Origin of the sequence: Bosea sp. RAC05, from assembly GCF_001713455.1 — a bacterium.
In the GTDB taxonomy this organism is placed as follows: domain Bacteria; phylum Pseudomonadota; class Alphaproteobacteria; order Rhizobiales; family Beijerinckiaceae; genus Allobosea.
The window spans coordinates 60388-80208 of sequence record NZ_CP016464.1 but is presented as its reverse complement, the minus strand read 5'-3'; the positions used below and the strand labels follow the sequence as shown (position 1 = coordinate 80208).

The 19821-nt window shown below is 69.1% G+C and carries 20 protein-coding genes and 1 tRNA gene; 9 read left to right on the top strand and 12 right to left on the bottom strand.

Going from position 1 to position 19821, the window contains the following annotated elements:
* Complete coding sequence (locus BSY19_RS03905; protein ID WP_069053003.1) at positions 1-777, top strand: GNAT family N-acetyltransferase; 777 nt, start codon at positions 1-3, stop codon at positions 775-777.
* A 113-nt stretch (positions 778-890) separates the two neighbouring features.
* On the opposite strand, the gene BSY19_RS03900 is transcribed toward BSY19_RS03905, so the two are convergent.
* A complete protein-coding gene (locus BSY19_RS03900) occupies positions 891-2126 on the bottom strand; it encodes a metal-dependent hydrolase family protein (protein WP_069053002.1) in 1236 nt (411 codons plus the stop codon).
* A gap of 31 nt (positions 2127-2157) precedes the next feature.
* The gene (locus BSY19_RS03895; RefSeq protein ID WP_069053001.1) at positions 2158-2634 is read right to left on the bottom strand and encodes a DUF2938 domain-containing protein; all 477 of its coding nucleotides are present in this window, start codon (positions 2632-2634) and stop codon (positions 2158-2160) included.
* Between the two features lie 500 nt (positions 2635-3134).
* Between BSY19_RS03895 and BSY19_RS03890 the strand changes: the two genes are divergently transcribed.
* A complete protein-coding gene (locus BSY19_RS03890) occupies positions 3135-5747 on the top strand; it encodes a DUF3772 domain-containing protein (RefSeq protein ID WP_069053000.1) in 2613 nt (870 codons plus the stop codon).
* A gap of 43 nt (positions 5748-5790) precedes the next feature.
* Complete coding sequence (locus tag BSY19_RS03885) at positions 5791-6276, top strand: CAP domain-containing protein (RefSeq protein WP_335622318.1); 486 nt, start codon at positions 5791-5793, stop codon at positions 6274-6276.
* Positions 6277-6285: 9 nt separating this feature from the next.
* Here BSY19_RS03885 and BSY19_RS28630 read toward each other — a convergent pair whose 3' ends face one another.
* Together BSY19_RS28630 and BSY19_RS03870 are read right to left on the bottom strand one after the other, a co-directional pair.
* Positions 6286-6603, bottom strand: coding sequence for an OmpA/MotB family protein (locus BSY19_RS28630; protein WP_442856702.1), 318 nt, complete (start codon positions 6601-6603; stop codon positions 6286-6288).
* Between the two features lie 651 nt (positions 6604-7254).
* Positions 7255-8022, bottom strand: a complete 768-nt coding sequence (locus tag BSY19_RS03870; protein WP_069052996.1) for a motility protein A — start codon at positions 8020-8022, stop codon at positions 7255-7257.
* Positions 8023-8162: 140 nt separating this feature from the next.
* Here BSY19_RS03870 and BSY19_RS03865 point away from each other — a divergent pair, with 140 nt between their 5' ends.
* The gene (locus BSY19_RS03865) at positions 8163-9977 is read left to right on the top strand and encodes a glucan ABC transporter ATP-binding protein/ permease (protein WP_069052995.1); all 1815 of its coding nucleotides are present in this window, start codon (positions 8163-8165) and stop codon (positions 9975-9977) included.
* 135 nt (positions 9978-10112) lie between these two features.
* Positions 10113-11264, top strand: coding sequence for a calcium:cation antiporter (locus BSY19_RS03860; RefSeq protein WP_069052994.1), 1152 nt, complete (start codon positions 10113-10115; stop codon positions 11262-11264).
* A gap of 471 nt (positions 11265-11735) precedes the next feature.
* Here BSY19_RS03860 and aroB read toward each other — a convergent pair whose 3' ends face one another.
* Complete coding sequence (gene aroB, locus BSY19_RS03855; RefSeq protein ID WP_069052993.1) at positions 11736-12887, bottom strand: 3-dehydroquinate synthase; 1152 nt, start codon at positions 12885-12887, stop codon at positions 11736-11738.
* The gene (locus tag BSY19_RS03850; RefSeq protein ID WP_069052992.1) at positions 12884-13507 is read right to left on the bottom strand and encodes a shikimate kinase; all 624 of its coding nucleotides are present in this window, start codon (positions 13505-13507) and stop codon (positions 12884-12886) included. The genes aroB and BSY19_RS03850 overlap by 4 nt, the downstream gene beginning before the upstream one ends.
* 169 nt (positions 13508-13676) lie before the next feature.
* Between BSY19_RS03850 and BSY19_RS03845 the strand changes: the two genes are divergently transcribed.
* From BSY19_RS03845 to BSY19_RS03835, 3 genes are read left to right on the top strand one after another with little or no spacing between them, the layout of a single operon-like run.
* Positions 13677-13823, top strand: a complete 147-nt coding sequence (locus tag BSY19_RS03845) for a histidine kinase (RefSeq protein WP_069056836.1) — start codon at positions 13677-13679, stop codon at positions 13821-13823.
* Positions 13820-14749 carry a site-specific tyrosine recombinase XerD gene (locus tag BSY19_RS03840; RefSeq protein ID WP_069052991.1) on the top strand — a complete coding sequence of 310 codons (930 nt, stop codon included), beginning with the start codon at positions 13820-13822 and terminating at the stop codon, positions 14747-14749. The genes BSY19_RS03845 and BSY19_RS03840 overlap by 4 nt, the downstream gene beginning before the upstream one ends.
* 10 nt (positions 14750-14759) lie before the next feature.
* Positions 14760-15350, top strand: a complete 591-nt coding sequence (locus tag BSY19_RS03835) for a HutD/Ves family protein (protein WP_083247379.1) — start codon at positions 14760-14762, stop codon at positions 15348-15350.
* Between the two features lie 7 nt (positions 15351-15357).
* Here the strand turns inward: BSY19_RS03835 and BSY19_RS03830 are convergent, their stop codons facing one another.
* The 3 genes from BSY19_RS03830 to BSY19_RS03820 all read right to left on the bottom strand — a co-directional run bounded on the left by BSY19_RS03830 (position 15358) and on the right by BSY19_RS03820 (position 16744).
* Positions 15358-16050, bottom strand: a complete 693-nt coding sequence (locus BSY19_RS03830) for a carbonic anhydrase (RefSeq protein ID WP_069052990.1) — start codon at positions 16048-16050, stop codon at positions 15358-15360.
* Between the two features lie 69 nt (positions 16051-16119).
* Positions 16120-16452 (bottom strand): DUF167 family protein, encoded by a 333-nt coding sequence (locus tag BSY19_RS03825; protein WP_442856685.1) that lies wholly within the window; start codon positions 16450-16452, stop codon positions 16120-16122.
* Position 16453: 1 nt separating this feature from the next.
* On the bottom strand, positions 16454-16744 hold the full coding sequence (locus BSY19_RS03820) for a YggT family protein (protein ID WP_069052989.1): 291 nt from the start codon (positions 16742-16744) through the stop codon (positions 16454-16456).
* A 112-nt stretch (positions 16745-16856) separates the two neighbouring features.
* Here BSY19_RS03820 and BSY19_RS03815 point away from each other — a divergent pair.
* A tRNA-Ala gene (locus tag BSY19_RS03815) sits at positions 16857-16932 on the top strand.
* A gap of 442 nt (positions 16933-17374) precedes the next feature.
* Here the strand turns inward: BSY19_RS03815 and BSY19_RS03810 are convergent.
* The 3 genes from BSY19_RS03810 to BSY19_RS03800 form a co-directional block, all read right to left on the bottom strand.
* Positions 17375-18247: a flagellar motor protein MotB gene (locus BSY19_RS03810; protein WP_069052988.1), complete on the bottom strand. Its 873-nt coding sequence runs from the start codon at positions 18245-18247 to the stop codon at positions 17375-17377.
* 22 nt (positions 18248-18269) lie between these two features.
* Positions 18270-19133, bottom strand: coding sequence for a flagellar motor stator protein MotA (motA, locus tag BSY19_RS03805; RefSeq protein WP_069052987.1), 864 nt, complete (start codon positions 19131-19133; stop codon positions 18270-18272).
* A 411-nt stretch (positions 19134-19544) separates the two neighbouring features.
* The gene (locus tag BSY19_RS03800; RefSeq protein ID WP_069052986.1) at positions 19545-19754 is read right to left on the bottom strand and encodes a hypothetical protein; all 210 of its coding nucleotides are present in this window, start codon (positions 19752-19754) and stop codon (positions 19545-19547) included.
* Positions 19755-19821: the final 67 nt, after the last annotated feature.

Here is a 19821-nt window from a genome sequence, read left to right as displayed (position 1 = left end):
ATGGCGGCGGATGAAGGAACGGGGGCCGATCTCGCCCTGATGCTCGATTGCGAGCGGCGCATCGTCAATGCCTGGCCGTCGCCGGCGACGCTGCTGATCGACGACTGGATGGTGCGCTTCGCGGGCGGCTATTCCGGCCGGGCGAATTCGGCCTCGCCGCTGAAGCCCGGCGCCGAGCTCGACGAGGACACGCTGGCGCTGATCGAGGAACTCTACCGCGCCGACGGCCTGCCGCCCTGCATCCGGCTGACGCCGCTCGTCGGTGCGCAGACGCTGGCGAGGGTCAAGGCGCGCGGCTATGTCGTGCGCGACGCCTCCCTCGGGCTGATCCGCGCGCTCGACGACGTGGCCGCCGAGATCGAGCCCGAGCTCCAGATCGAGGCGCGGCCGAGCGCCGACTGGATCGCCGGGGTGGCGGCGCGTCAGAGCGGCGTCAAGGCCGATGCCGGCAAGCTGGCGGCGATCGTCGAAGGCGTGCGGCTGCCGGCGGCCTTCGCCACCTGGCTGATCGCGGGCGAGCCGGTGGCGTTCGGGATGAGCGTCGCCGAGCGCGGCATGGCCGAGATCGGCAGCGTCGTGGTCGATTCAGCCCATCGCGGCCAGGGCTTCGGCCGGCGCCTGATCGGCGGGCTGATGGGCTGGGCCCGCGCGATGGAGTGCCGGCAGGCCTATCTGCAGGTCGACCAGACCAACGCCGTCGCCAACGGGCTCTATGGCTCGATGGGGTTCCGCCGCCTCTACGCCTATGAGACGCGGGTGCTCGACCTGGGTGCGTAGACCCTTTCCGTCATTGCGAGCGAAGCGAAGCAATCCAGAAAGACGTCGAACGAGCCCTCCTGGATTGCTTCGTCGCGATGCTCCTCGCCATGACGGCTATTATCGCTCGGACCTCAGCCGAGGCTGGCGCGCTTCATGAAGGCGCCGCCCTTCATGATCAGCGGGATGTGCTTGCCCTGGCGGGTGAGCAGCGAGAGGTCCTTCAGCGGGTCGCCGTCGACGACGATCAGGTCGGCATGGGCGCCGGGCGCGATCGTGCCGATCTTGCCCTCGAGCCTGAGCAGCTTGGCCGCGACATGGGTGGCCGAGCCGATGACCTCATGGGCCGGCAGGGCGCGGCCGCGGATGACGAACTCCTCGGACTGGTACTTGTGCATCTCGCCGAGCAGGTCTGAGCCATAGGCCATGGCGAGGCCGGCCTTCTTCATGACCGCGAGCGAGTTCATGCCGGCCGAGCGGACGACGTCGACCTTGGCGACGGAATCCGGCGGGAAGCCGAGCTTGGGGCCGTCGATGACGAGCTTGTCGTAGGTGACGAGGGTGGGCACCGCGACGGCGCCCCTGGAGGCGGCGAGCTTCGCCGTCTCGGCCTCGATCAGGTTGCAATGCTCCAGCGAGTGGACGCCGGCCTCGACGCAGCGGCGGATCGCCTCGTCGGTGTAGACATGGGCGGAGACATAGGTGCCCGCCATCCGCGCCTCCTCGACGACCGCCTCGAGTTCGCTCACCGAGAAGCCGAGGAAGTGGATCGGGTCTGTCGGAGAGGCGCAGCCGCCATTGGCCATGATCTTGATGAAGTCGGCACCGCCCTTCATTTCCTCGCGGGCGGCGCGGCGGACCTGGTCGAGCCCGTCGCAGATGCGCCCGAGCGCGCCGAGGCGGTGACGCGTCAGCGGCGTCGCGGCGTCGTCATAGCGGCCGCGGAAATCGGCATGGCCGCCGGTCTGGCTCAGCGCCTTGCCGGAGATGACGAGGCGCGGCGTCGGGAAATGACCTTCCTCGGTCGCCTGCTTCAGGCCGAAATCGGCGCCGCCGACATCGCGCACCGTGGTGAAGCCGCGCATCAGCATCTCGCGCATGATCACGAAGGAGCGGGCCGTCACCAGCGAGTCCGGCAGCTGCGCGTTGCGGCCGAGATCGGCGACGCCGGCGACGACATGGACATGGGCGTCGATCAGGCCCGGCATCAGGGTCTTGCCCTTGAGGTCGACGATTTTGGCCTTGGCGGAGGTGACGGCCTTGCCGACCTCGCGGATCGTGCCGCCCTCGACGAGGACGCTGACAGGCGCGCCGGCCTCCGGCGCGGTGCCGTCGACGATGCGGGCATTGGTGAAGAGCGTGCTGGCCATGATGTTGGTCTCGACAGGAGGAAGGAGGGGTTCAGCGGATGAGCAGGGCGGTGCCCCAGAGGCCGACCGCGAACACGGTATGGCCGACGATGTTCAGGGTCCGCACCGTGTTGGCATTGGCGCGCTTGGCGGCGGCGATGCCGGCGCCCATGCCGGGCTGAAGGATGAACCAGCCGCAGCCGACCGTGGCGAGGCCGACGATCAGCGCCGGCCCGAAGGTCGGGTTGCGGACCCAGCCGGCGCCCCAGATCGCGACGACGATGCCGGCGAACAGGATGCCGACCGCGTAATGCGCGATCCAGCCGATCGCGAGCTCGTTGCGGACGGGCTCCGAGCGGGTGATGTCCTCGTGCAGGACGCGCCCGCGGGGCAGATGCGCGAACCAGCGTCCGACCAAAGCCCAGTTCGGCAAGGGAAAGCCGAAGACACGCTTCAGAAGCATCGCCCAGAGGTCGAGCAGGGCCGTGGCGCCGATGCCGATGAGCACCGTCCTGATCAGCACATCCATTCCGTCATCCCCCCGGCACGCGGATCGCGTGTCCGTCTCGCGCCGCTGGACGGCGTCTTTCTGCAACTGGGCCCATGGAGCGGAGAACGCCGCGCCGGGTCAACCGGCGAGCAGGACGAAAGCGCCGCAGCCGGCGCAGGCAGGCCATGCGCCAGGCGCTTCCATGCGCGGCCGGAGCCCCGCCCGGCATCGCGGGTTTGCTCGGCTGGCTGAAGGGGAATGCCGGGGGCAGGAGATGAGCGGTGCTGCCGATTGGCGCCGGGCTTGGCACCGCCAGCGACCGCAACCGGGCGGGGCCGGCCGCGGCCGCGCCTTGAAGATGTCCGGTTTGGCATGAAAAGGAGAGGCCGACCGCCAGCGCCGCGGCGTTGACCCCCTCCCGGATCACGACAGGTTTGCGTTTGTTTCCCGATCCTGCGCACCGCGCTTGCCTTGTCGATGAAGCTGTGGCGACGGTCGAGCCAGCGACGAATCACCGATCTGAGCGAGGCTTTCCCGGCATGGCTGCGCGAATCGCCCCAGCGCCCCACCCGACGCCGCGCGCACGGCCCGGCCTCCTCGCCGCCCTGGCCATGCTGGTGCTGGTCCTGCTGGGGTTGGGGCAAGGCTTCGCCCAGCAGCCGGCCCCCGACGCGGCCTCGGCGCGTGCGCGCCTCGACACCATCCGCCTCGAGCTGACGCAGATCGAGGCCCTGCTGGCGGCGCCGACGGCCACCGAAAACGAGCTGCAGCGCCAACGCATGCGCCTGCAGCCGTCGCTGGACCAGCTGCGCCAGCTGATCGACGAGCAGGCGCCGCGTGTCGAGCAGGCCAAGGTCAGGCTCGACCAGCTCGGGGCCAAGCCGGAAGCCAGTGCGCCGCCGGAGAGTGCGGAGGTGCTGCGCGAGCGCGAGGCACGGCTGAAGGCCTTCTCGGATGCCGACGAAACCCTGAAGATCGCGCGTGCCGCCTTCCTGCAGGCGGAGCAGCTGCAGACCGCGATCGGCGACCGCCGCCGCGCGCTCTTCGCCCAGGCGCTGTTCGCGGCGGGGCCGACGGTGCTGAGCCCCGACATGTGGTCGAACGCGCTGTCGACCGTGCCGGAGGACCTGCGGGCGTCGGGCTACATCTTCGGGGGCTGGCTCTCGGGGGTGGCGGATGCGATGGCGGGCGTCCGCGGCGGCCTGGTGGCGATCGCCTTCCTCGGCGCGGTGCTGCTCTACTATGTGCGCCGCCGCTATCTGCCCCGCTTCAAGGCGCGCTTCAGCAGCGCGCAGGACACCGACAGCCTGCACTCCCTCTACATCGCGCTCGCCCATGTCGTGGCGGGCGCGGCGCCGCCGGCGCTGGCGAGCTGGCTGATCTATGCGGCGCTGAACACCGCCGGGCTGCTGCCGCTGCGCATCCAGCCCGTGGTGACCGCGATCGTGGCCGGGCTCGCCGTCGTGGCCTTCGTCCAGGCGCTGCTCGATGCGCTGTTCGCGCCGAGCCAGCCGCAGCGGCGCCTCGTCAGCGTGATGGATTCGACCGCTTCGACCGTGGTCTGGCTGGGCACCTCGCTGGCGCTGGTGCTCTCGATCAGCAAGGTGCTCGAGGCCTGGCTGACGGCGATCGCCGCCGGCCTTGCGGTCTCGATCATCCTGCGCAGCGTCCTCGTCATCATTTTCGCGCTGACGCTGGTCGTGGGGCTCTACCGGCTGCGGGACAATGAGGAGATCGAGGAGGAGGCCTGCCTCGGCCCCTATGTCGCGGTCGAGGGCGCGAGCCTGGGTCCGATCCGCCTCATCGGCTGGCTCATCGGCCTCGTCCTGTCGCTGTCGGTGCTGGGCGGCTATGTCGTCTTCGCCTCCTTCCTGACCGAGCAGGTGATCTGGATCGGCATCGTCGCCTGCAGTCTCGTGCTGACCTACCAGCTCGTCGACCAGGGCATTCCGCATGCGATGACCGGCAAGGGCCGGCTCGCCCTGACGCTGAAGGCCGGACTCGGCATCCGCGCCCACACGCTCGACAAGATCGCGGTGATCGCCGCCGGCGTGCTGAAGCTGATGCTGGTCATCGTCGGCTTCCTGCTGGTGATGGCGCCGTGGGGGCTGGAATCGACCGATTTCTTCACGTCGCTGCGGGCGGCCTTCTTCGGCTTCCAGGTCGGCGGTGTCACGATCTCGCTGTCCTCGATCATCTTCGGCGGTCTGCTCTTCGCCGCCGGGCTCACCGCGACGCGCTCGCTGCAGGGCTGGCTCGAGGTCAAGTTCCTGCCGACGACGCAGCTCGACACGGGCCTGCGCAACTCGATCACCACGGCGGCCGGCTATGTCGGCTATCTCGCGGCGGTGGCGCTGGCGGTCTCGGCGCTCGGCCTCAGTCTCGAGCGCCTGACGCTGGTCGCGAGCGCGCTGTCGGTGGGCATCGGCTTCGGCCTGCAGTCGGTGGTCTCGAACTTCGTCTCGGGGCTGATCCTGCTCTGGGAGCGGCCGATCCGCGTCGGCGACCAGGTCGTGGTCGGCGACGCCGAGGGCATCGTCAAGAAGATCAATGTGCGCTCGACCGAGATCGCGACCTTCGACCGCTCCTCGGTGATCGTGCCCAATTCGAACCTGATTTCCGGCGTGGTCAGGAACCGCGTCCGCAACGACCGCACGGGCCGCATCCTGATCTCGCTGTCGGTGCCGCGCACGCTGGAGGCCGGGGCGGTGCGGAGCATGCTCAGCGAGGTCGCCAACGCCCATGGCGACGTGATGCAGAAGCCGCCGCCGGCGATCCTGTTCAAGAAGATCGGCACCTCGACGATGGATTTCGAGCTGGTCTGCGTCGTGGCGGAGGTCGACATCGTCGGGCGCGTCACCAGCGACCTGAACTTCGCGATCCACAAGCGCCTGACCGAGATGGAGCCGGCCGTCGCCACGCCGGAGCTGCTGGTGAAGGGGCTGGAAGGCGTCGAGCTGTCGCTCGGCAGCATCGCCGCGGCGGTCAACCGGGAGGTCCCGGCGGTGGCCGCCGCGCCCAGCAGCCCCGCGACGGCGAAGGCGCCCGCGCGCAGCCGTCGTCGTGCGCAGCCCGCCGAGGATGAACCCGAGGCCGAGGCCCCGCCTGCCGCGCCGGCCCCGGAACCCGTCAAGGACGACAGCAAGGAATGATGCGATGCTCAACCCTCGGCGCGGCGCAATGGTACGGCGCCGCTTGACCTGTCCTGCCCTCATCGCGGGCGCGCTGGCGCTGGTCGGCGCCGCCGGCTGCACGGAGCCGGCGCGCACCGGGCAGCCCGCCTTCTATCGCGACCTCGGTTCGGCGACGGCGCGGGTCGATGCGAACGAGGCCCGGGCGATGATCTCGGCCTATCGGCTCAATGCCGGGCTGAACACGCTTTCGCTCGATCCGGCGCTCGTCGCGGCGGCGCAGGAGGAAGCGAGCGCCATGGCGGCAGCCGACAAGCCGGCCCAGGCCGAGGCGGTGAAGGCGCGGCTGGCGCGCGGCGGGCAGCCGGGTGCGGAGGCCAATCTCTCGGCGGGCTACCGGCGGCTGGCGGAAGCCTTTTCGGGCTGGCGGGACTCGCCGCAGCATAACCGCGTGATGAAGACGCCCGGCATGACCCGGATGGGCATCGCCACGGCTTATGCGCCCGGGTCGAAATACCAGGTCTACTGGGCGCTCATCCTTGCGCCGTGAGACGCCGCCTCAGGGCTTGATGCCGGAGGGCAGCGGCGGCGAATCGGCCTTGAGCACGAGGCCGACGCGGCGGTTATAGGGCAGATAGGGGTTGTCCTTGACCAGCGGCTCGGTGTCGCCCTTTCCGGACACCAGCGCGAAGCGGTCGCTCGGCACCCCCGAATTCGACAGGATCGCGCGCACGGCGGCGGCGCGGGCGACCGACAGCTCCCACGGATCGCCCTCCGGCGCGCTGCCCGGCCTGGGTGGCACGGTGTGGCCGGTGATGGCGATCTTGTTGGGCATGCGCCGCAGCGTCGGTGCCAGCGTGGCGAGGACCTTGCGCATGCGCTCGGTGGGCTGGCTCTTGCCCTCGGCGAACATGGCACGGTGTGGCCGGTGATGGCGATCTTGTTGGGCATGCGCCGCAGCGTCGGTGCCAGCGTGGCGAGGACCTTGCGCATGCGCTCGGTGGGCTGGCTCTTGCCCTCGGCGAACATGGCCCGGCCTTCCTGGTCGACGAGCTGGATGTCGAGGCCGGTTTCGTTCACCTCGATCAGGATGTTGCGCGAGACCTCCGCGATCTCGGGCATGTCGCGCAGGGCCTGGCGCAGGGAGGCGGCCGCGAGCGCGAAGCCGCGGTCCTGCGTCGGCATGTTCAGGCCGTCATCCTGAGGCGCCTTCTTGATCGGGCCGGGCTGGTCGGTCGCCTGGTCGAGCGGCAGGAGGCGCGAATTCTTGACGTGGTTGCCGGTGGGGATGCCATCCGCCTCGACGATGCCGGCCAGCCGCATGTCGCGCTGGTTGCCGAAGGCGTCGCGCATCGAGCCGGCGACGATCTGGAGCTTGGCCGTGTCCTGGCTGGAATAGGCCGCGACCATGACGAAGAAGCTCATCAGCAGCGCCATCAGGTCCGCGAACGTGACGAACCAGCCATGGCCGCCATGGCCGCCGCGCTTCTTCCTCGCCATGGCTCAGATCCGGGCCATCAAGCGGGCCTCAGGCCTTCGCCATTTCGGTGCGGTGATGCTGGGGCAGATAGGCGAGCAGCATCTCGCGCACCAGGGTCGGGCTCTTGGCGTCGCGCATCTGGAGCACGCCGTCGATGATCAGCGTGCGCGCGATCTCCTCCTCCTCCAGCTTGATGTGCAGCTTGTCGGCGATCGGCATGGCGATCATGTTCGCGATGACGGCGCCATAGAGCGTCGCCAGCAGCGCGGTGGCCATGGCGGGGCCGAGCTTCGACGGGTCGGACATGTTGGCGAACATCGTGACCATGCCGAGTATCGTGCCGATCATCCCCCAGGCGGGGGCGCAGTCGCCGATGGCGCGGTAGACCTTCGAGCCCTCGTCGAGCCGCTGCAGGAAGTTGTCGCGGTCGCGCTCCATCGTGTCGCGGATGAAGTCCTTGTCGTAGCCGTCGGCGATGTAGCGAAGGCCCTGGGCGAGGAAAGGGTCGGAGACCACGGCGTGCTCGAGGGCGACCGGGCCGTTCTTGCGGGCGATGTCGGCGACGCGGGTGATCTCCTCGATCAGCTCGCGCGGGTGGCTGGCGCTCATCGTGAAGGCGAAGCGCATGCCCATGGGAATGCCATGGGTGATTACCGAGAACGGGAATCGCGTCATCGTCGAGGCTGTCGCGCCGCCGAAGATGATGATGACGGCGTGCTTGTCATAGAAAGCGGCGAAGTTGCCGCCGTCGATGATGATGATCGCGCAAATCGTGACGATGCCTCCGAGGATGCCGAGGCCGGTTGCTAGATCCATGACGCCACCCCGATATCGCCTGCCGCGACCGTCCCGCCGCCGATGTCGGCCTAGGCTCGGGACGACGTTATCCGGGGGCCTTGAACGAAGCGTTAAGGTTGAGGGCTTGTTCAGGTTTGCGCCTGCGCTAAAGGTGCTTCATGTCGCTCTTCTCCATCTATGCCCGCGTCCTCGGCGAACTCGGCCCCGAGCGTCGGCTGGGGCTCATCCTGGCCTTCGCCAACATCCTGCTCGCCGCGGCCTCCTTCGCCGAGCCGATGCTGTTCGGCGCGCTGATCGACAAGCTCTCGAACGTCCAGGGCGCGGGGCAGAAGCTGAGCTGGGCCGATATCGGCCCGCTGATCCTGGCCTGGGTCGGCTTCGGGCTGTTCACCATCGGCGCCAGCGTCTTCGTCTCGCTGCATTCCGATCGGCTGGCGCATCGGCGGCGCCTGGCGGTGATGGCGAATTTCTTCGAGCACGCGCTCAGCCTGCCGCTGGCCTATCACACGCAGACCCATTCCGGCCGCGTGCTCAAGGTCATGCTCGACGGCACCAGCGGCATGTGGGCGCTGTGGCTCTCCTTCTTCCGGGAGCATTGCGCCAGCCTCGTCGCGCTGTTCGTGCTGCTGCCCTTCACCCTGTGGAAGAACTGGCAGCTCGGCCTGCTGCTGATCTCGCTCGTGGTGCTGTTCGGCACGCTGACGGCCTATGTGCTGCGCAAGACCGACAAGCTGCAGAGCAATGTCGAGGGCTATCATTCGAGCCTGGCCGAGCGGGCCTCCGACGCGCTCGGCAACGTGCCGGTGATCCAGAGCTTCACGCGCATCGAGGCGGAGGTCCGCGGCCTGCGCTCGACCATCGCCAGCCTGCTCGAGGCGCAGCTGCCGGTCCTGTCCTGGTGGGCGATCGCGACGGTGGCGACGCGCGCCTCGGCGACGCTGACCGTGCTGGCGATCTTCGTCGTCGGCGCCTGGCTGCTGATGCAGGGGCTGACCACCGTCGGCGAGATCGTGACCTTTATGGGCTTCGCCACCATGCTGGTCGGCCGGCTCGAGCAGATCGTCGCCTTCGTGAACTTCATCTTCATGCAGGCGCCGAAGATGCGCGAGTTCTTCGAGGTGCTGGACACGCTGCCGGCGGTGCGCGACCTGCCGAGCGCGCCGGATGCGGGGCCGCTCTCGGGCGCGGTCGCCTTCGAGAACGTGTCCTTCTCCTATGACGGCAAGCGCACCGCGGTGCGCGACGTGTCCTTCTCCGTCTCCCCGGGCGAGACCATCGCCATCGTCGGCTCGACGGGCTCGGGCAAGTCGACCACGCTCGGCCTGCTGCACCGCGCCTTCGACCCGCAATCGGGCCGGATCACCGTCGACGGGCAGGACATCCGCGAGATCTCGCTGATCTCGCTGCGGCGGAACATCGGCGTCGTCTTCCAGGAGCCGATGCTGTTTGCCCGGACGATCCGCGAGAACCTGAGCGTCGGCAAGCCGGACGCGACGGAAGAGGAGATGATGCAGGCGCTCGAGCGGGCGCAGGCGACCGAGGTGATGGCGCGCCAGACCGACGGGCTCGACACGCTGGTCGGCGAGCGCGGCCGCACGCTGTCCGGCGGCGAGCGCCAGCGCCTCTCGATCGCGCGGGCGCTGCTCAAGAACCCGCCGGTCCTGATCCTCGACGAGGCGACCTCGGCGCTCGACGCCGCCACCGAGGTCAAGCTGCAGAAGGCGCTCGAGGAGGTGATGAAGGGCCGCACCACCTTCGTCATCGCCCACCGCCTCGCCACCATCCGCAATGCCGACCGCATCCTCGTCTTCGAGCAGGGCCAGGTCATCGAGATGGGCTCCTTCGAGGAGCTCGTCGCCAAGGGCGGGCGCTTCGCGGCGCTGGCGCGGGCGCAGTATCTCGTCACCGACAAGGCCGCCTCGCTGCCCGAAGAGGCGGCGAGCCCGCTGGCGCGGACGATCGCGCCGGACTGAGCGGCGGTCTTCCGCCCGGACCATGAAACCCCAACGCTGCTGGCGCGTTGGTCCGGCTCAGGGTCGCCGCGCGCGGCCCTTTTCGCATGTCGGGACGCGTCCGCCCTTCCGCCACCCCCAGCCAGAGGGCTGCCCTTGTCCGTCACCATCCTCCGCCTCGCCTGCGCCTGGGCGACCGTCGCCGCCTTCCTGCTGTTCGGGGAGGCCCTGCTCTCGCGCCTCGGCGAGCCCCTGGTCGCGGCGCTGGTCTTCGCCTGGCTGCTCGGCGTCATCATCTGGGCGGCGTTCGGTGTGGTGCAGGAGGCGGAGGTGCTGGCGGGGCGGCTCGGCGAGCCTTTCGGCACGCTGATCCTGACGCTGTCGATCGTCGTCATCGAGGTGGCGCTGATCTCGGCGGTGATGCTCGGCGCCAAGGGTGCGCCCACGCTGGGCCGTGACACGATGTTCGCGGTGCTGATGATCGTGCTCAACGGCGTGGTCGGCATCGGCCTGCTCGTCGGCGGGCTGCGCCATTTCGCGCAGAGCTACAACATGAAGGGGGCGTCGTCCTATCTGGCGGTGATCATCCCGCTGACCGTGATCCCGCTGGTGCTGCCGAACTTCACGACATCGACGGGGCAGGGCACGCTGACGACGCTGCAGTCGGTCTCGTTTTCGGTGTTCACCATCGCGCTCTACGGCGTCTTCCTGGTGCTCCAGACCGGGCGTCACCGCTCCTTCTTCGTCGAGCCGACGGGCGATCAGGCCCCGCCGGTGCGCTCGGCCGCGCATGGGGCGGCGCCCGATCCGGCCGAGATCGAGATCGCCGAGGATGACGGGCACGAGGACCCCGGCGGCGCGACCCTCACCCATGTCGGCCTGCTGCTCGCCAACATCCTGCCCATCGTGATCCTGGCGAAGAGCCTCGCCGTGGTGCTCGATTTCGGCATCATCCAGCTCGGCGCCCCGGTGGCGCTCGGCGGCATCCTGATCGCGATGGTGGTGTTCACGCCGGAATGCATCGCGGCGCTGCGCGCCATCAGCGCCAACCACCTCCAGCGCGCCGTCAATCTCTGCCTGGGGGCCGCCGCGTCGACGCTGGGGCTGACCGTGCCGGCCGTGCTGGCGATCGGCCTGTTCACGGGGCAGGAGGTCGTGCTCGGCCTCTCGGGCGCCAACATGGTCATCCTAGCGATGACGCTGCTGCTCTCGACACTGACCTTCACCGGCACGCGCACGACAATGCTGGAGGGCGCCGTGCATCTCAGCGTGTTCTTCGTGTTTTTGGTGCTGGTGTTCAGCCCGTAGGGGATGAGGTTAGCTCTCGACCATGACGGACATTGCGAAACCTAGCCGTCGCCTGTATTATTGCGATCTCTATCGGTGGCTTAGATTTTCTTTAAAACCGATTGTGCTTGCACCCTCAGCCTTGAATGATTTCCGATAAGAAGCAGGTCAAGCACCGGAGGTTCTTTCAGTGTCGAACCGTTATAAAGTCGACCAGTTCGAAGTTGCCGATGAAACTGGGCTCCGCCTCACGATCATTCAGTATAGGGTCTATTTGACGTCGAATGAGATCACCGGTGATCGGATGGGCAGGGAGCCCACCGTAGAAATGGAGTTCAGAACGCCAAACGGTCGTTTTGCCGAGGAGGCCGGAGACGGAATTTTCGTGGTAGAGGGCCACAACAGACCCCTTCGGAAAGTCTGAGATGTAGTAACTGCTTCCCACGAGCCCAAGCGTCGCGCTTCAACTGAACCCGCACGCGGCCCGGTCGGTCAGTGCGCCTGCCCGTTGACCGCTAACTCCGCCTCGATGAACGCCGTCACCTCCTCCGCCGCGACGCCATGGGCGATGAAGCTCTGGCCGATGCCCCGCGCCAGGATGAAGGTCAGGACGCCGCGGCGGACCTTCTTGTCCTGGCCCATCGCCGCGACGATCTCCTGCGCCGTGCCGGCTCCGCCGGGCACCTGCTGGAGCGTCGAGGGCAGGCCGACGGCGTCGAGATGGCGCGCGACGCGGATCGCGTCCTGGCCGGAGCAGAGCCCCAGACGCTGCGAGAAGCGGAAGGCGAGTGCGAGCCCGATCGCCACCGCCTCGCCATGGACGAGGCGGGTGGAGTCGTAGTGCGTCAGCCGCTCCAGCGCATGCGCGAAGGTGTGGCCGAGATTGAGCAATGCGCGGTCGCCCTCCTCGCGCTCGTCGCGGGCGACGATGGCCGCCTTGGCGCGGCAGGAGACGGCGACCGCATGGTCGCGCTCGGGGCCGCCTTCGATGATGCGGCTCCAGTTGACCTCGCACCAGTCGAAGAAGGCGGGGTCGTCGATCAGCCCGTATTTCACCACCTCGGCATAGCCGGCCTTGAACTCGCGCTCGCTGAGGGTGTCGAGAAGGGCGGTGTCGGCGATGACCAGCGCGGGCTGGTGGAAGGCGCCGATCAGGTTCTTGCCATGGCTCGAATTGATGCCGGTCTTGCCGCCGACGGAGGAATCGACCTGCGCCAGCAGCGTCGTCGGGATCTGCACGAAGCGCACGCCCCGCCGCAGCACGGCCGCCGCAAAGCCGGTGAGGTCCCCCACCACGCCGCCACCGAGCGCGATGACGAGGTCGTCGCGCTCGATCCTGGCCGCGAGCAGCGCGTCGCAGAGCGCGGTGAACTGGGCATAGGACTTCGTCGCCTCGCCCGGCGGCACGGTGATGCGGGTGAAGCCGATGCCCTCCTGCTGCAGGCAGGCCTCCAGAGCCGGGGCATGGAGCGGGCCGACGCGCTCGTCGGTGACGACAGCGACCTTGGCGCCCGGTGCCATCGCGGCGATCAGGGCGGCGGCCTCGCAGAGCTGGTGGCGGCCGATATGGATGTCGTAGGCGCGGCCCTCCAGCGCGACCGGAACCGTGATCCGGGCGCCGGGCGTCGGGGCGGGGGTGGTCATGGTGCGGGCTTCCGGTCGGGAGGGGTGTGCAGATGCCGGTCGAGCGCGGCCAGCGCCGCTGTCACCACGACGTCATGGGGGTCGTCGCGCGACAGCAGGGTGAGGTCGGAGAGCGCATAGACCGGCTCGCGCTCGGCCAGCATCCGCCGCAGCGTCGCCTCGGGATCGGCGGTCTGCAGCAGGGGGCGGTTGGAGCGCTTGCGGACGCGGCGCATCAGCACATCGGGCTCGGCCTTGAGCCAGATCGAGATGCCGAGTTCGGCGATGCGCGCGCGGGTCTCGGCGTTCATGAAGGCGCCGCCGCCGGTCGCGAGCACGAGGGGCGCGCGCGTCGTCAGGATGCGACTGATGACGCGGCGCTCGCCATCGCGGAACTCGCTCTCGCCGCGCTGCGCGAAGATCTCGGGGATCGTCATGCCCGCGGCGGTCTCGATCTCGGTGTCGGCATCGACGAAGGGCATGCCCAGCCGCGTCGCCAGCCGGCGCCCGACCGAGCTCTTGCCGGAGCCCATCATGCCGACGAGCACGATCGCCCGCGGGCCGATGGCCGCCCGCAGGGTCGCCGGGTCCGGGCCGATATCCTCACCTCGTGGCTGGTCGAGCGTCTCGACGATCGTCATAGCGATGGAAGCCTTGTCTTCAGCGCCCTTTAACATGAGCCGTCACACAACGTCAGGCCCCGCGCCGCATTTTGCGGCGCTTGTGGCCTTGCCGTCCTTGCCGGCATCCGCCATCTCCCGAAAGATGGCCGGCGCCATCGCAGCCACAGCTTCAAGGGTTCGCCTCACCGTGCCGACGCTGTTCCGATTCGTCGCCTTCCTGGCCCTGCTCGGCGGACTCGTCTTCGGCGGCATGGTCGCGCTGGTCACCTTCGTCAAGCCGGAGCCGCGCGAGATGATCGAGGTCGTGCCGCCCGCGCGCCTGCAGCCGAAATGAGCCGGATCGCGCAGGCGCGGCGCAACGGCTTCCTCGACATGCTCGCCGCCGAGCGCGGCGCCGCCCGCAACACGCTCGACGCCTATCAGCGCGACATCGACGATTATCTCGAATTCCTCGGCGGGCGGGCGCTGGAGGCCGCGACGGCCGACGACATCCGTGGCTGGCTGGCCGATCTCTCGGCGCGGGGGCTGAAGGCCTCCTCCGCCGCGCGGCGGCTCTCGGCGGTGCGGCAGTTCCACCGTTTCCTCTACACCGAAGGCTTCGCCTCCAACGATCCGACCGCGGCGATCCAGGGGCCGCGGCTCGGACGGCCGCTGCCGAAGGTGATCTCGGTCGCCGATGTCGAACGGCTGATTGCCACCGCCCGGGAGGCCTGTCTGCGCGAGGGGCTGACGCCGGTTGCGCGGCTGCGGGCGCTGCGGATGCGCTGCCTGATCGAGATGCTCTACGCCACGGGCCTGCGCGTCTCGGAGTTGATCGCGCTGCCGCTCTCGGCGGCGACGACGCGCGAGCGCTTCCTGGTGGTGCGCGGCAAGGGCGGCAAGGACCGGCTGGTGCCGCTGAACGAGCCGGCGCGCGAGGCGGCGCGGCTCTGGCTGGCGGCGTTGCGCGAGAGCGGCGCGAGCGACGGCCGCTGGCTGTTTCCCGCCGAGGGCGAGAGCGGGCATCTCACCCGCCAGGCCTTCGGGCGCGATCTCAAGGCGCTGGGCGGGGCGGCGGGGCTGTCGGGCGCTGCCTTGAGCCCGCATGTGCTGCGCCACGCCTTCGCCAGCCACCTGCTCCAGAACGGCGCCGATCTGCGCGTCGTGCAGGAACTGCTGGGGCATTCCGACATCGCGACCACGCAGATCTACACCCACGTCCTCGACGACCGCCTGAAGAGCCTGGTGCGGGACCTCCACCCGCTGGCGGACGAAGCCTGAGAGAGCCCCGATGATGACGACGCGCCTGACACCGCTCCCGCCCGAGAGCTTCCGCAGCAAGCCCTGGAAGAATGGCGGCGGCATCACGCTCGACATCGCCGACGCGACCGCCCCCGGCGCCGACCCTGCCGGCTGGGAGGGCATGGTCTGGCGGCTCGGGCGGACGGCCATCGTCCAGCCCGGCCCGTTCTCCGACCTCACCGGCTATGAGCGGCTGCAGGCGGTGATCGTCGGCTCGGGCCTGGTGCTGGAGGGGTCTTCCGGCGCGATCGACCTGCGCCGGCCCTTCACGCCCGTGCGCTATGATGGCGGCCTTCCGCTGGTCAGCCGGCTGGAGAACGGGCCGGTCGAGGTCGTCAATCTGATCGTCGACCGGGCGCTGTGCAGCGCCGATCTCGTGGTGCCGATGCCGGGAGAGGTGGTGGCGCTGAAGCCCGCCATCCATATCCTCTACGCGCCGGGCGAGGCGGTGACGGCGCGTTGCGGCGGCGAGGCGATCGCCGTTCCCGGCGGGCACGCGCTGCGCATCGACACGGAGGGCGAGATCGCCCTGACGGTGGAGGGCGGTCGCGCCCTGCTGGCGACGATCCGGCTGCGCTAGCGCAGGCTCAGTCGCAGCGCAGCGGCACGGCCTTGCGCGGGAGTTCACCGATCGCGGGGACGAACTGGCCGGTCTCGGGATCGAGCAGCATCAGGACGCCGGTGGCGACGGCGAAATAGGCGCCGTGCAGGTGCAGCCGGCCCTTGCTCTCGAGGATCTGCACGCAGGGGAAGGTGCGCAGATTGGCGAGCGATTGCTGGATCGAGGAAAAGGCGAGGCGCTCGACATAGCCGTCCAGCGTCTCGTGGCGGCCGCGCCCGCCGGTGCGCTCGGCCGCCGGCGCGATCAGCGTGATCCATTTGCCGATGAAATCGCCCGAGGAGAGCGGGCCCTGGGCGTCGTCGGCGAAGGCGCGGATGCCGCCGCAGCGGCCATGGCCGAGCACGACGATGTGTTCCACCCTCAGCGCCTGGACGGCGTATTCGAGCGCCGCCGAGGTGCCGTGGAGCTGGTCGTCGGGCGAGAAGGGCGGCACGAGATTGGCGACGTTGCGGACGACGAACATCTCGCCGGGCCGCGCATCGAAGATCACCTCCGGCGAGACGCGCGAGTCGCAGCAGCCGATCAGCATGATCTTCGGCGTCTGGCCGGTCTCGGCGAGCTGTTCGTAACGGTCCTTCTCGCGGTCGAAGCGATCGTCGAGAAAGGCGCGGTAACCTTCGGTCAGCCGCTCGGGGAAGGGGGATGCGGGCGTCTCCATGCCGCCTTCGAACAGGAGGCAGCGGCTTTCGTCAAGCCGATGCTGCGCTGCGGCATGGCCGGTCTGCGTTCACCGGGGCCCGCCGGCGGCCTCGAGACGGGCGGCCAGAGCGGCCGGATCGCCCGCGATCGCCAGCAGCTTGACCCGCGCGGTCGCCCCCGTGGCGAGCGTCACCGCGCTGCGCGGAAGGCCCAGTTCGCGGGCGAGCAAAGCGATCAGGGCGGCATTGGCCTCGCCCTCGCTCGGGGCGGCCCGTACCCGCGCCTTCAGCACGGGCCGGCCGTCGGACAGGATCTCGATGCCGTCGATGGCATCGCGCCCGCCGCGCGGCGTCAGCCGCACCGACAGCCGCAGGCCGTCGGCCGTCGCGGTCCAGGGCAGGCCCCCGGCCGCGGACGTCACCTCAGAAGACGGCCGGGTAGAGATAGAGGACGATGACGCGCTCGATGAAGAAGATGATCAGCAGCAGGACGATCGGCGAGAGGTCCAGCCCGCCCATCTGGGGCAGCCTGTTGCGGATCGGGCGCAGGACCGGCTCGGTGATGCGGTAGAGCATGTCCCAGATCGTCGAAACGAACTGGTTGCGCGTGTTGACGACGTTGAAGGCGATCAGCCAGCTCAGCACGGCCGAAATGATCAGCAGCCATGTGTAGATCTGCAGGGCCAGCAACACCACGTCGAGAACGGCACGCATCGGGAATCCTCTGGATCATCGTTGGCCGGTGCCCGCCGTCGCGTGCGCCGCAAAACTCATGGCGCAAGCGATTGACAGACACGCGACGCAGGGCCTAGAAGGCCAGCGCCTCGGGGCTGTAGCTCAGTTGGGAGAGCGCTGCAATCGCACTGCAGAGGTCAGGGGTTCGAATCCCCTCAGCTCCACCAGGCCCATCGCGCAAGCGATTGATCTCCCAGAACATTGTCGGTGCGGGTCGGGTTGGCCCTCGGTCGTGCCCCTGGCTCGGCTGCCGGTCTGCGGCGGGCCACGGCCGGCCGCCAGCCGTGTGACGCGTGCTTGCCCGTCGCGATCGGCTTCGGGTGACAGGATGGCCGCGCCTCGGGCCCGTTCGGCCCTGGCCGGCGTCGCAAGCGCGTTGGGGCACGAGGGTACGAATGCTCTCGGCTCAGGCTGTGCGATTCTTTGCGCTGCTCGCCTGCCTCGACCTCATGGAGCTCGACGCGCCGGGCCACCGGCCCCTGGCCCGGTCGGACAATCCATCGACCACTCCGAGGCCGTGATCCCCGTCGCCATGGTCAGCCGCTCGCGTCGTGTCGGCCATCGGGTTCGATCTCAAACGGGCTCCGAGACGGCCGATGTGCCTTGTCGTCAGCGCAGGCCACTCGGGGGCAGCGGCGGGGCCTCGTTGATCAGCGTGATCGTCACCCGTCGGTTCGGCGAGAGGTAGGGATTGTCGGGGAAGACCGGCTCGGTGTCGGCGCGTCCCACCACGGAGGTGAAGCGGTCGTTGGGGAACCCGGCGCCCGACAGGATCTCGCGCACGGCGAGCGCGCGCCCGGCGGTGAGGCTCCAGGGGTCGCCCGACCGGGCCGAGCCCGGACGCACGGCGGCGGTGTGGCCGGTGATGGCCAGGCGGTTGGGCAGCCGGCGCAGGGTGGGCGCGAGCGCCTCCAGCACGAGACGGGTGCGGTCATGCGGGCGGACCGAGCCCTCGGGGAACATGGAGCGGCCGTCCTGGTCCATGAGGGACACGTCCAACCCGTCCTTGCTCGGCTCGATCACGATGTTGCGCGAGATCTCGGCGAATTCGGGCATGGCCTGGAGCGCCTGCCGGATGCTGGCCGCGGCGCTGTGGTTGGCCGGCACGCCGGAGGCCGGGCGGTTGACGTCGCGCTCGGTGGCGCGGCCCGCGCTGGTCCGGCGCGTTCCCTCTTCCTGCCCGCTCGTGCTCGCCGCGTTGTCGCGGGGCGCCGACGATTTGGCGCCGGACTTGTCGATGGCGGTGCCCATCAGGACGCCGCCGGAGCCACTGGTGGTCGGACTCACATTCGCGGGGGCGAAGTATTCCGCCAGGCCGATCTTCTGCTCCTTCGTCGTCATGCTGATCAGCCACATCAGCAGAAAGAACGCCATCATGGCCGTCACGAAGTCCGCATAGGCGATCTTCCAGGCCCCGCCATGGTGCCCGTGAGCGGCCTTCTTGACCTTCTTGATGATGATCGGCTGGTCAGTCTTGGCCATCGCGTTCCTGCTGGGGATTGGGTCAGACGGTGGCGGGGAGATTGGCGGTGGCGGCTTCCACTTCGCTGAAGGTCGGGCGGACGTCGCTCATGAGCGCCTTGCGGGCGAATTCCACCGCCATCACCGGCGGCTGCCCGGCGATGTAGGCGAGGAGGCCCGCCCTGAGCGACAGGAAGTACTTGGATTCCGCCTCGTAGGTGCCCTTCAGCGAGGATGCCATGGGACCAAAGAAGCCATAGGCGACGAAGACGCCGAAAAAGGTGCCGACGAGCGCGCCGCCGATCAGATGCCCCAGCACCTCCGGCGGCTCGGAGATCGACCCCATCGTCTTGATCACGCCGAGCACGGCTGCGACGATGCCGAGCGCCGGTGTTCCGTCGGCGATCGACTGCATGGCCGCGACGATCCGCTCCTGCTCCTGGTGGTGCGTCTCCAGTTCCTCGTCCATGAGCGCCTCGATCTCGTGGACGTTGTCGGCGCCCAACGACAGCATGCGCATGTAGTCGCAGACGAACTCGACGGCGTGATGGTTCGCCGCAAAGGTCGGGAACGCGTTGAACAGCGTCGAGTCGTGGGGATTTTCGATGTGCGGCTCGACCGCGAGCAGGCCCTTCTGCTTCGCGAGCTTGAACAGGGAATACTGCATTCCCAGCAGCTCGACATAGCAATCCTGCTTGTACTTGGGTCCCTTGAAGATCGTGCCGAGCATGGAGGGCACGGCCTTGAGCACCGGCCCCTGGTTGCCGATGACGAAGGCACCGATCGCGGCGCCGAGAATGATGACGTATTCCCATGGCTGCCAGAGGACGCCGAGCTTGCCACCCATCGCCGCATAGCCGCCGAAGACGCAGAGGAAGACGATAACTGTGCCGACGATCAGCCGCATGGACTTGCCACCCCCCGGGCCGCCGCAGGTCAGTGCCCCGCGAAGCCATTACTGTTTCAAGGAGATGAACGATCGAGGTTAACGGCGGGTTTAGAGCCGGCGGCCGCAGGGGGACGGCGACGTCGTGCCGCGGCTGCGAGGCTTGCGGGCAGCAGCGCAGGCCCTCGGGGGACGCGATCGGCGCGTGGTGCGTGTCCGCCCGGCCCGGTCACCGGCGTCCGGGGCGGGACCGTGCCGGGCCATCTTCGACGTGGTGCTTTCAGTGGAGCGCAGCGTCACCCAGGCTTTCGAAGCGGACCTCTGCCGCGGTTCGTCGGCGTTGGCTAGACCCGCCGCGCCGGTGACGTCCCTGTTGGGCCCGCGCGGTTCCTGCGCCCGTCCGGCGCCTGAATCGGTCGGCTGCTGGCAGCTTCAGGCGCGTTCGAACTCGGCATCATAGGCGGCCGCCAGCATGGCGTGGCAGGCCTTGGCCTGTTCGCGCACGGCTTCCAGCGTGACATGGTTGGCGATGTCGATCAGGTCGCGCAGCGCGAAGTCGACCGCCGAGAGCAGATCGAGTTCGGCGCCGGGCTGAACCTCGTCCCGGGCGGGCGGAAGCCGAAACTGCAGAACCTGTCCCATATCACTCTCACTGTTGGCGAATCGCCTGCAGTGTGGCGCGAGCCGGGTCAGCAATCGGTTAATGCGG

What these genes read in the sequence shown, in the direction of transcription:
- BSY19_RS03905 (WP_069053003.1), top strand. Translation starts at nt 1, where the DNA reads ATGGCGGCGGATGAAGGAACGGGGGCCGATCTCGCCCTGATGCTCGAT.
- BSY19_RS03900 (WP_069053002.1), bottom strand. Translation starts at nt 2,126, where the DNA reads ATGGCCAGCACGCTCTTCACCAATGCCCGCATCGTCGACGGCACCGCG.
- BSY19_RS03895 (WP_069053001.1), bottom strand. Translation starts at nt 2,634, where the DNA reads ATGGATGTGCTGATCAGGACGGTGCTCATCGGCATCGGCGCCACGGCC.
- BSY19_RS03890 (WP_069053000.1), top strand. Translation starts at nt 3,135, where the DNA reads ATGGCTGCGCGAATCGCCCCAGCGCCCCACCCGACGCCGCGCGCACGG.
- BSY19_RS28630 (WP_442856702.1), bottom strand. Translation starts at nt 6,603, where the DNA reads ATGCGCAAGGTCCTCGCCACGCTGGCACCGACGCTGCGGCGCATGCCC.
- BSY19_RS03870 (WP_069052996.1), bottom strand. Translation starts at nt 8,022, where the DNA reads ATGGATCTAGCAACCGGCCTCGGCATCCTCGGAGGCATCGTCACGATT.
- BSY19_RS03865 (WP_069052995.1), top strand. Translation starts at nt 8,163, where the DNA reads ATGTCGCTCTTCTCCATCTATGCCCGCGTCCTCGGCGAACTCGGCCCC.
- aroB (WP_069052993.1), bottom strand. Translation starts at nt 12,887, where the DNA reads ATGACCACCCCCGCCCCGACGCCCGGCGCCCGGATCACGGTTCCGGTC.
- BSY19_RS03850 (WP_069052992.1), bottom strand. Translation starts at nt 13,507, where the DNA reads ATGACGATCGTCGAGACGCTCGACCAGCCACGAGGTGAGGATATCGGC.
- BSY19_RS03840 (WP_069052991.1), top strand. Translation starts at nt 13,820, where the DNA reads ATGAGCCGGATCGCGCAGGCGCGGCGCAACGGCTTCCTCGACATGCTC.
- BSY19_RS03835 (WP_083247379.1), top strand. Translation starts at nt 14,760, where the DNA reads ATGATGACGACGCGCCTGACACCGCTCCCGCCCGAGAGCTTCCGCAGC.
- BSY19_RS03830 (WP_069052990.1), bottom strand. Translation starts at nt 16,050, where the DNA reads ATGGAGACGCCCGCATCCCCCTTCCCCGAGCGGCTGACCGAAGGTTAC.
- BSY19_RS03820 (WP_069052989.1), bottom strand. Translation starts at nt 16,744, where the DNA reads ATGCGTGCCGTTCTCGACGTGGTGTTGCTGGCCCTGCAGATCTACACA.
- BSY19_RS03810 (WP_069052988.1), bottom strand. Translation starts at nt 18,247, where the DNA reads ATGGCCAAGACTGACCAGCCGATCATCATCAAGAAGGTCAAGAAGGCC.
- motA (WP_069052987.1), bottom strand. Translation starts at nt 19,133, where the DNA reads ATGCGGCTGATCGTCGGCACAGTTATCGTCTTCCTCTGCGTCTTCGGC.
- BSY19_RS03800 (WP_069052986.1), bottom strand. Translation starts at nt 19,754, where the DNA reads ATGGGACAGGTTCTGCAGTTTCGGCTTCCGCCCGCCCGGGACGAGGTT.